11 protein-coding genes are annotated in these 9562 nt (G+C 65.8%); all 11 read right to left on the bottom strand.

Going from position 1 to position 9562, the window contains the following annotated elements; translation table 11 throughout:
• A partial coding sequence (locus AC1DT2_RS09965; RefSeq protein WP_477296074.1) for a hypothetical protein occupies positions 1–197 on the bottom strand: 197 nt, incomplete at its 3' end.
• Positions 194–823, bottom strand: coding sequence for a UbiX family flavin prenyltransferase (locus tag AC1DT2_RS09960; RefSeq protein WP_477296073.1), 630 nt, complete (start codon positions 821–823; stop codon positions 194–196). The genes AC1DT2_RS09965 and AC1DT2_RS09960, both read right to left, overlap by 4 nt.
• An 81-nt stretch (positions 824–904) precedes the next feature.
• Positions 905–1816 carry a SphA family protein gene (locus AC1DT2_RS09955; protein WP_477296072.1) on the bottom strand — a complete coding sequence of 304 codons (912 nt, stop codon included), beginning with the start codon at positions 1814–1816 and terminating at the stop codon, positions 905–907.
• 455 nt (positions 1817–2271) lie between these two features.
• Positions 2272–2994, bottom strand: a complete 723-nt coding sequence (locus AC1DT2_RS09950) for an adenosylcobinamide-GDP ribazoletransferase (protein WP_477296071.1) — start codon at positions 2992–2994, stop codon at positions 2272–2274.
• On the bottom strand, positions 2994–3530 hold the full coding sequence (locus AC1DT2_RS09945; protein ID WP_477296070.1) for a histidine phosphatase family protein: 537 nt from the start codon (positions 3528–3530) through the stop codon (positions 2994–2996). Before AC1DT2_RS09945 ends, AC1DT2_RS09950 begins: the two co-directional genes overlap by 1 nt.
• Positions 3527–4570, bottom strand: coding sequence for a nicotinate-nucleotide--dimethylbenzimidazole phosphoribosyltransferase (gene cobT, locus AC1DT2_RS09940; protein WP_477296069.1), 1044 nt, complete (start codon positions 4568–4570; stop codon positions 3527–3529). Before cobT ends, AC1DT2_RS09945 begins: the two co-directional genes overlap by 4 nt.
• A complete protein-coding gene (gene cobU / locus AC1DT2_RS09935) occupies positions 4567–5088 on the bottom strand; it encodes a bifunctional adenosylcobinamide kinase/adenosylcobinamide-phosphate guanylyltransferase (protein WP_477296068.1) in 522 nt (173 codons plus the stop codon). Before cobU ends, cobT begins: the two co-directional genes overlap by 4 nt.
• Complete coding sequence (locus tag AC1DT2_RS09930; RefSeq protein ID WP_477296067.1) at positions 5082–6548, bottom strand: cobyric acid synthase; 1467 nt, start codon at positions 6546–6548, stop codon at positions 5082–5084. Before AC1DT2_RS09930 ends, cobU begins: the two co-directional genes overlap by 7 nt.
• On the bottom strand, positions 6545–7552 hold the full coding sequence (gene cobD / locus AC1DT2_RS09925; RefSeq protein ID WP_213947525.1) for a threonine-phosphate decarboxylase CobD: 1008 nt from the start codon (positions 7550–7552) through the stop codon (positions 6545–6547). Before cobD ends, AC1DT2_RS09930 begins: the two co-directional genes overlap by 4 nt.
• A complete protein-coding gene (gene cbiB, locus AC1DT2_RS09920; RefSeq protein ID WP_477296066.1) occupies positions 7545–8453 on the bottom strand; it encodes an adenosylcobinamide-phosphate synthase CbiB in 909 nt (302 codons plus the stop codon). Before cbiB ends, cobD begins: the two co-directional genes overlap by 8 nt.
• Positions 8450–9562 (bottom strand): cobyrinate a,c-diamide synthase (locus AC1DT2_RS09915; protein WP_477296065.1); only part of this gene is annotated, 1113 nt, incomplete at its 5' end. The genes cbiB and AC1DT2_RS09915, both read right to left, overlap by 4 nt.

The following is a 9562-nucleotide window of genomic DNA, read 5'->3' as shown; positions in this document are numbered from 1 at the left end:
GCGGCGAAGGCGCTGCCGAGCTGCCCATGGGCCAGGTGCAGTGCCTTGCCCATCACCGGTGCGGCGTAACCGATCAACTGGGTGCTGATGCCGTCGAGCAGAACGGCGAGCCCGCAAAGGACGGCGATGATGATCTGGTATCCACCGATCCGGCGGTCGGCGAGCAGGTGCTCAACGGTGGTGCCTGGCGCAGTCATGCATGTCCCCGGGTAGGCGTATCGGTGCCGTTGGAAGATGCCGCGACGCGTCGCTCATGCGCCTGGCTGCCGGTCCAGCGCAAGGCCAGGCCAACGTCGATATCGAAAAGATCCAGCGCTCGCGCCACGGTCTGGTTGACGATGTCGTCGATCGTCACCGGCCGCGTATAAAACGCCGGCACGGGCGGCATGATGATCACGCCGGCGGCGGTCGCCTTCGCCATGAGCTCGATATGCCCTGCATGCAGCGGTGTCTCACGCAGAAGCAAGACCACGCGACGTCGTTCCTTGAGGCAGACATCAGCGGCACGGATGAGCAGGTCGGCGTCGTAGCTGTGTGCGATGCCGCTCAAGGTACGTACCGAACACGGCGCGACGATCATGCCGGCCGTACGGAACGAGCCGCTCGACACGGCCGCACCGATGTCCTTGTAGCTGTAATGGACATCGGCAAGAGCGCGCAGGGACGCGGCATCCATGCCGGTCTCTTCTTCGAGTGTGCGCAGGCCCGAAGGCGAAACGATCAGGTGGGTGCGCACGTCATCGAGACCGCGCAGGGCCTCGAGCAGACGCACGCCATAGATCGCGCCCGATGCTCCGGTGATGCCCACGATAAGTTCTTTCACGTTGTTACCCCGTGTACCGCAAGAACCGCACRCCAGCGCGCGGTGTGGAAGAAGACAGGGCTATCCGGGCGCAGCATGGCATCAGAGCTTGAACGCGAGTTGCAACCAGAACCGGTTGCCTTGGGGACGGTTACGCACGTCGAACTCATGCTGCCATTTCATCGTGACGCCACCGAACGGCATGGCGTACCGCAACTGCGGACCGATCGCGGTGGCGCGACCGTAGAAGCCCCCGTTGAAGATCTCCCCGTCTTCCTTGTCAGCGGTGATCTGTCGGTAATAGTAGCCATTCAGCCCGAGTGACAGGTGGTCGGTCACCTTGCGCATAGCAGCGAACTCGGTAACCGTTTCCTGGCCACTGCGATAGTTTGTTGCCTTGTTGGTCTCGTTGATCATCCAGGTGATGTTGACCCCCAGCGAGGTCTTCTCGTCGGGATGAGCCTCGACGCCGTAGCTCGGCAGGTAAGCCCAGTAGTGGTGGCCGACATTGATGGGCTGGGTCTTGTCGTAGTCGCCGTCCGGCACGTTCGCGGTGAGTTTCAGCGCTTCCTCAACGTGGCCGAGCCCCGGAATGTCGAATTCATTTCCGATGATGAACGGCGTGACAAGGGTATCGGTCGGGCCCGTGTCATGGCCGTGGGTCGCGGGTGCGTTCCCCGGTGGCTTGCGGTACGTGTCGATGTAKAAGAACGGCTTCAGCACGGCGAAGCCGATATGGAACCCCGGGGTATATTCCTCCGGGATGCCGTAGGACAGGCGAATCGCTTCCACGGCGACCGTGGTGGAGAAATCCTCGAAGCGGTCACCGCCCTTGGCGTCGCGAAAATGGGAGGCGTCGTAGAACACCGAGAACGACTGCACCTCGAATCCCTCGGGTACCGTGCCCTGGCGGAACGTCTGTGCGCCGATCACGTAAGTTGAATTGCCGCCCTCGGTGGCATGCACGGACGAGCTCGCACCCAGCGCACCTGCGCCGGCAAAAAGCGATCCCATCGTGCATTTCCAAGCCATCGTACGAGCCTTCTTCGAAAAACGGTTCATCTCAATCACCCCCCATTCGTCATTGTCATGATCGCCAGCGCCCCCACGCGCTTGGCCCCGACGAAAACGGAGGCTAGAAACTCGTAAGACGTCTGTCAATACGTTAAGACGTCTTACCTTTATTAGAATTATGTGCGCGTGCAGCAGCCAGATCAACCGCCAAGCGAATTTCGGCAAAGCCCCGTCAGCGCGGTCATGCGGCGTCGCAATATGCGAACGAAAAGTTTCGATAGCCGTAGAAAAGAATGGCCTCTTTGAAAGGCGCGTGTGGCCGGCAAGGTAGGGCGACGGCGGCGTGGCCGCGACGGCGGAGGGTTGCGAGAGGAGGAACGGCGTTAGTTCCTCAGGTCGGTATCAAAGGTTGCTTCGCGGCGACGCGCAGACCTCGCAAGAACTTGTGGTCGGCGTTATGCGTGCGCCGCGACCAACGCGACGAGGGCCACAGCCTCGACCATCTCAACGAGCGCACCCGCCGTATCGCCCGTGAAGCCGCCAAGGCGTTGGATGACTGCCCTCCTCCACACCCAGCCCGTGACGCATGCCGCGACGAGCGCAACGAGGCCGGCCCAGCTGAAACATACACAGAAAGCCACCGTCAGTGCCAACGCAACGCGGCAGCCGTTCGCCGACGCTCCTCGTAACGGCTCACCAAGGCCTTGCGAGCGCACGTAATCGGTGGTCAGGAACCACGCGACAACCGCAGCGCGACCGAGCAGCGGAGGAAGCAACAACCACTCTGCATGCCTGAGCGTCGCCAGCGCCGATATCTTGAGCAACAGGACCAGCACCAGGGCGACGACGCCCGCGGGACCGCTACGTGGATCTTTCATGATCGATAAGGTGCGCTCACGGTCACCCATGCCACCTATCCACGCATCGGCGCTGTCGGCCAGGCCGTCCAGATGCAACGCACCGGTCAGGGCGACCCATGCGACGAGCACGATCGCTGCCGCAGGCAGCGCGGGCATCACATGCAACAACGCGAAAGCACCGATCAGTAGCGCGCCCAGGATCAGTCCGACCAGCGGATACCACTTCAGCGAGGCCGCCTGGGCCTGCGCATCGATGGCGATACGCGGCACGGGCAGCCGCGTAAGAAATCCCAAGGCCACGATCAGCCCCTTCATCATCAGCCCCAGAGAATCGGATGCAGGGACGCGTGCGGCACGTCGATGCCCGCCATATCCCCGAAGCTGCGATCTTCGGCGATGCAGCGCAGCAGGCGGATCGCGCCGCCGTGTGTCACCACGAGCACGCGTGCCTCGGCGGCCTCCCTGGCCACATCGGCCAGGGCTTCGGTAAGACGTGTCTGAAAAGCATCGAAGGTCTCCGCACCCGGCGGCGGATACGCCACGGGGTCCGCCCAGAATCGACCGAGMGCGTCGCCGTCCTTTTCCGCAATGTCCTCGATGGGCACGCCTTGCCAGTCTCCGAAGTGGTATTCGGCCAGACGTGGATCGAGACGTAGCGGTAAGCCTCGCCGTTCGGCCAGTTCCGTGGCGAAGCGCGCACAGCGCGACATCGACGACGACACCACGCGGTCCCACTCGTGCCCTTCCACGGATGCGCGAAGCTGTGTCCAACCAAGATCGGTCAAGGCATCGTCCAGCTGTCCGCGATAGCTGCGCTGCCCCGTGTCACCGTGCCTGAGCAAGTCGATACTCATGCCTCGGATACACCGGCTTCGGCGAAGGTCGCCATCGAGTTGTGGAGCGCGCACGCCAGCCGCAACAGGGGCACGGCGACCGCCGCGCCACTGGCTTCGCCAAGGCGCAGGCCGAGATCGAGCAACGGCTCCGCCTCAAGCGCCGCCAGCACGCGTGCATGGCCGCGTTCCTGCGAGCGATGCGCGAAGATCAGCCAGGATCGAACGTCCGGGTGAAGCCTCACCGCGGCCAGCGCCGCCACACTGGTGATGAAGCCGTCGACGAGGACAGGCAGGCCACGCTGCGCTGCCGCGACGAACGCGCCAGCCAGTGCTGCAATCTCAAATCCACCGAGCCTGCGCAGGCGCTCGCGCGGAGTGTCAGCGTCCACGTGCAGCTGCAACGCGCGTTGGATCACCTGCACCTTGTGTGCGATGCCTTCAGCACTCAGCCCGGTCCCCGCACCGGTGAGGATCGCGGGATCCTCGCCGAGCAGCGCACAGGCGAGCGCGCTGGCCGCCGTCGTATTGCCGATACCCATGTCGCCACCGATGTAGATGTGCGCGCTGGCCTTGACGGCTTCGCCGACGCTCGCGAAGCCCGCGGCGAACGCCGCATCGAGTTGCGCCTCGGTCATGGCGGCGGACGTGCAGAAGTTGGCGGTGGACGGAGCGATGATGCGTCGGCGCACGCCCGGGATGTCGCCCGGATCGTTCACCGTGCCGAGATTCACCACCTCCAGCGTCGCCTTGAGTTCGCGGGCGAGCACGGCAATGGCCGCACCGCCATGGGCGAAATTACGCAGCATCTCGCCCGTCACCGCTTGCGGGAACGCGGAGATGCCTTCCGCCGTCACGCCATGGTCGCCCGCGAAGACGGCAATCCAGACGCGGTCGGCGCGGGGCTGCTCACGACCCTGCAGGCTGGCCAGCTGCACGGCGATGGCCTCGAGCTGGCCCAGCGAGCCGGGAGGCTTGGTCAACGTGCCCTGGCGCGCCAGGGCGAGCTGGGCGGTGGCCGCATCCGGGACGCGAGTGGGGGCCGCGAGCCAGTCGTTCATAGAGGTGTTCCTTTGAGGATCAGGGGCAGCCCGGCAGCGACGAAGACCACGCGGTCGCATCGTTGCCCCAGGGCCTGGTGAAGGCGGCCKGCTTCGTCGACGAAACGGCGGGTGAGCTCGCCCATAGGGGTGATGCCGAGACCGACCTCATTGCTTACGAAGGCAACGTTGCCGGGCAAGGTGGACAGGATGTCGAGGAAGGCGTCGCGCTCGTGCTCGAAGTGCGCGCCCTCGTCGATACCGAGCAGGTTCGATAGCCASAGSGTCAGGCAATCGACCAGCAGAAAGCGGTCGGAGCGGGCGTGCTCGCGGAGTACGGCAGCCAGGGCCACGGGTTCTTCGAATGACTTCCATGTGGCCGGGCGGCGCGACCGATGGTGGGCGATCCGGTCGGCCATTTCGCCGTCCAGTGCCTGTGCGGTCGCCACGTAGAAGACATCTAAGGCACTTTCCGTGGCGAGGCGTTCCGCGAACGCGCTCTTGCCCGAGCGTGCGCCGCCGAGAATCAGTGTCAGCATGCTGGCAGTCCGAAGAAGCGTTCCAGAGCGGCGGTGTCCATGTGTGCATCGATGACCGCGGCGAGGCGTTCCAATGTCGCCTCACGCAGGGCGTGGATGTCGAGCTGCTTAGGCGCTGCGAGACCGGCATTGCCGAGCCAGGCGGCCAATGCCTCAGGATGGTCGAAGACGCCATGCAGATACGTGCCGATGATGCGGCCGTCGTCCGACCGCGCGCCGTCGCCTCGTCCGTCGTCGAGCCGCACCGCCGGACGGGACATCCCCGCACCTTCGCTCACTCCGCAATGAATCTCGTAGCCCGTCACGGGGGTGTCGCCGTCGGCCAGCCAAGCATGCACATTGCGCAGCTGCTTCATCGGCGCCAGCGTCGTTTCCAGGTCGAGCAGACCCAGCCCCTCGCTGGAACCGGCAGGACCTTCGAGGCCGGCGGGATCGTGCACGGCCTTGCCGAGCATCTGCATGCCGCCGCAGATGCCGATGACTCTGCCGCCATAACGCACGTGACGCAGAATGGCCGTGTCCCACCCCTGCGTGCGCAACCAGGCGAGATCCGCGCGGGTCGACTTCGACCCGGGCAGCACGACGAGGTCGCACGGAGGGAAGATTTCACCCGGGCCAACGAAGACGCATTCGACGTCGGGATGCGCACGCAGTACGTCGAAGTCCGTGTGGTTGCTGATGCGCGGCAGCGCAGGCACGGCAATACGCAGGCGCGCGTGAGGCTTTATCGCAGGTCCGCGCGGAAGCGCATCCTCGGCTTCGAGTACCAGGTCGTGCAGATACGGCAGGACCCCGAGCACGGGCTTGCCGGTCTCGCGCTCGAGCCAGTCCAGGCCGGGCTGCAAGAGGGCGATGTCGCCCCGGAACCGATTGATGACAAAGCCCGCGATCCGGTGGCGTTCGCTTTCCGACAGTAAGGCCAGGGTGCCGACGAGGTGGGCGAACACACCGCCGCGATCGATATCCGCAACCAGGATGACCGGGCAGTCCACGGCTTCCGCATAACCCATATTGGCGATATCACTGTCCCGCAGGTTGATCTCGGCCGGACTGCCGGCACCCTCGACCACCACGGCGTCATACGTCGCCACGAGCCGTCCATGGGAGGCCAGCACCGCGGTCATGGCGACGCGCTTATAAGCGTGGTAACCCACCGCATCCATGTTGCCCACCGGGTGCCCGTGCACGATCACCTGCGCCCCGGTATCACTGTTCGGTTTCAACAGCACCGGATTGAAGTCGGTATGCGGCGCCACCCCGGCTGCCTGGGCCTGTACCGCCTGCGCACGACCAATCTCGCCGCCATCCACCGTCACCGCGGAATTGAGCGCCATGTTCTGCGGCTTGAACGGTGCCACCGCCACGCCACGATGGCGTAGCCAGCGGCACAACGCCGCAACGACCGTGCTTTTGCCGGCGTCGGAGGTGCAGCCCTGCACCATGAGGACACGGGCGTTCATGCGATGGCCTCGGATAGCGCCTGACCCAATACCACGAAGGAAGCCTCGTCGGCCGGGAGGCCGAAGCGTAGTGCCTGAGGGTTGTCGAAGTGACGGACGAGGATGCCGCGTTGCGCGAGGGCGCGATGAAGCGTGGCGGCATCCGGGTGTTCGCAATAGTGGAAGAACTCGCAGCCGCCTGAAGGAGGCAGACCGTGCTCAGTCAGCAGCGATGCCAGTTGCGCGGAGGCACGGCGCAGCCATTCGCGCGCCGACGCTTGCCATGCGGTGTCCTTCAATGCGCGCGCCACGACGTAGCGTGTGGGTCCGGTCAGCGTCCACGGACCGAGCGATGCAGCCATGTCGTCCAACAACGCGGGCCATGCGGCAACGAAACCTGCGCGCGCACCGGCGAGGCCGAAGAACTTACCGACCGAACGAAGAACAATGAGACCGTCGCGCCGATGTCCGCAGAGACTGTCTTCCGGGCTTACGTCGATGAAGGCCTCATCGACGACGAGCCAGGGCCTTTGCCGCGCAAGCCCGGGCGCCGCTTCGCGACGGGCCAGGCGGTCGTGCAATTCCAACAAAGTCTCGCGGTCGGCACGTTCGCCAGTCGGATTGTTCGGGCGGATCACCACCACGACGTCGAACTCGTGAGCCCGTGCAAGCAACGCGTGGAACGGCAGGGTCACCACGTCGTGACCGGCCGTTAGCCACGCGTGCGCATGCTCCGCGTAGGCGGGTTCGACCACGGCCACGCGCGAACGCCCGCGCAACCGTGGTAACGCGGCGATGGCCGCCTGTGAGCCAGCGACCGGCAGCAAGTTGCCGGTGCCGTAATAGCCGCGCGCCGCGTCGAGCAGCTCATCATCGTCTTCGGGAAGCCGCTGCCACACGGTCGAGGGCACCGTGGGTAAGGGATACGCAAAGGGACTGACCCCCGTCGACAGGTCGAGCCAATGCTCGCGTGCGATACCGTACTCGCGCACCGCGCGACCGAGTCGTCCACCGTGTTCAAGCATGCGCCGCGACTCCCACCAGCAAGACGATGGCCACCCACACGACCACGCCACGATCGACCAGCCGAAGCGCCTGCAGGATCGCGTCCGTTCCGGGCGGGGAGCCTTCGCCCAGCGCGGGGCGGTCCTCCCAGCGACCGTGGTACGGAGCCGGCCCACCGAGGCGGACGCGCAAGGCCCCTGCCCCGGCCGCCATGACCGGACCTGCATTGGGGCTATCCCAGGCAGGCGCCTGCACGCGCCAACAACGCAACGCGGTCACGCCGTCGCCCATGGCGGCGTACGTCAGCGCGGTCAGTCGCGCAGGTAGGAAACCAAGGACGTCGTCGGCACGTGCCGCCATCCGTCCGAAACGGTTGTATCGGGCGGTCCGGTAGCCCCACATCGCATCCAGCGTATTGGCAAGGCGGAATCCCAGCACGCCGGGCCCGCCAAACAGCACAAACCAGAACAGTGCACCGAAGACGGCATCGTGTCCGTTTTCGAGCACCGACTCTGTCGCGGCAGCGGATACCTGCGTCGCGTCCAGCGCCAGGGTGTCGCGGCTCACCATGCGGCCCACCGCGACGCGGGCAGCGACGAGGTCACCAGCGAGCAAGGCCTGCGCCACCGGACGTGCGTGTTCGCCAAGGCTGCGCCGACCCAGCGCGAAGTACAGGACGATCACGTCGATCACCAACGCCAGTGGCGCGGGCGATGCGGCGCGCAACCAAGCGAGCAAGGCCACCGGCAGCACGACAGCGAGGGCCCATGCGGCCATGCCGGCAAGGCGACGATCGGCATAGAGATGTCGTTCGATGGCAACGGCCAGTGCGCCGAAGCCGACGAGCGGATGCCACCGTCGCGGCTCGCCCAGGATCATGTCGAGCAGCAACGCCAGCACCATGCAARGCGCAACGGTCATCCGAGGAACAGCCGTCGCGCCGCATCGGGATTGGACGGAAAATAGAAGTGCACGAAGCTCGCCGTCATGCGCTGGCGGCGATAGACTTTCTCGGCGGTCGGCCCGCCATGCGGGTTGCTCGCGCCGGCCAGGGGAAGCGCATCGATGCTCGCTTCGGCGTAATGGAAGGAATGCCCACGCAAGGCACCTTCGGGCAGTTCGACGCTTTGCATGCCCAATGCGGCCATACGCCGCTGCATGGTCGCCTGGCCCCCGAGCAGGCCCGCCATCGCACCGGCATGACCGTCGCGATCGGTGAGCCGGTCCAGCGCGTAGAGCAGGCCTCCGCATTCCGCAAGCAAGGGGCCTCCCCTGTCCACATGCGCGCGAAGCTCGCGACGCAGGTCGTCACGTGCGGCAAGCGCGTCGATGTGCAGTTCGGGGTAGCCGCCAGGCAGCCACACCGCATCGCACGCCGGCAGCGGGTCGCCTGCCACGGGCGAAAAGAAGTGCAAGGTGGCGCCCGCCGCGCGGAGTTCGTCGAGGTTCGCCGGATAGATAAAAGCGAATGCGGCGTCGCGTGCGATGGCGATCCGGACCCCGTCCAGCCGCACCGATGCGGGCATGGTGGTGCCCGCTTCGAACGCGACCGGTGGTGGCAGTTCGGTGACACCCTGCTTGCTCCATGCATCCGCGAGGGCGTCGAGCCGCGAGTCGAGATCGGCCAGCTCCGAGGCAGCAACCAGTCCAAGATGTCGCTCCGGCAATGTCATGGCGGCGTCGCGGGGCAGCGCCCCGTGCCAGGTCAGGCCAGGCGGCAGGCTGTCGCGCAGCAAACCGGCGTGGTACGCACTGCCCACCCGATTGGCCAGCACGCCGTGAAGGACAAGCGCCGGACGATACGTTGCCAGCCCGTGCGCCAAGGCGCCGAACGTCTGCGCCATCGCACTGCCGTCGATCACCGCCATCACCGGCAGCCCGAACGCAATCGCCAGATCGGCGCTCGAAGGCGATCCGTCGAACAGCCCCATGACGCCCTCGACGAGGATCAGGTCTGCCTCGCCCGCCGCTTCGTACAGACGGGCGCGGACATCCTCATCGCCACCCATCCAGGGGTCGAGCTGGTACAC

The sequence above is a fragment of the Luteibacter sp. P4_E6 genome, from assembly GCF_056401535.1.
Note: the sequence above shows the minus strand (reverse complement) of the source record. Positions and strands in the feature narration are given on the sequence as shown.

Bases quoted from the DNA above. Each gene is read 5' to 3' on its own strand.
- AC1DT2_RS09950 (WP_477296071.1), bottom strand. From the start codon at position 2,994: ATGATGAAGGGGCTGATCGTGGCCTTGGGATTTCTTACGCGGCTGCCC.
- cobT (WP_477296069.1), bottom strand. From the start codon at position 4,570: ATGAACGACTGGCTCGCGGCCCCCACTCGCGTCCCGGATGCGGCCACC.
- AC1DT2_RS09930 (WP_477296067.1), bottom strand. From the start codon at position 6,548: ATGAACGCCCGTGTCCTCATGGTGCAGGGCTGCACCTCCGACGCCGGC.
- cobD (WP_213947525.1), bottom strand. From the start codon at position 7,552: ATGCTTGAACACGGTGGACGACTCGGTCGCGCGGTGCGCGAGTACGGT.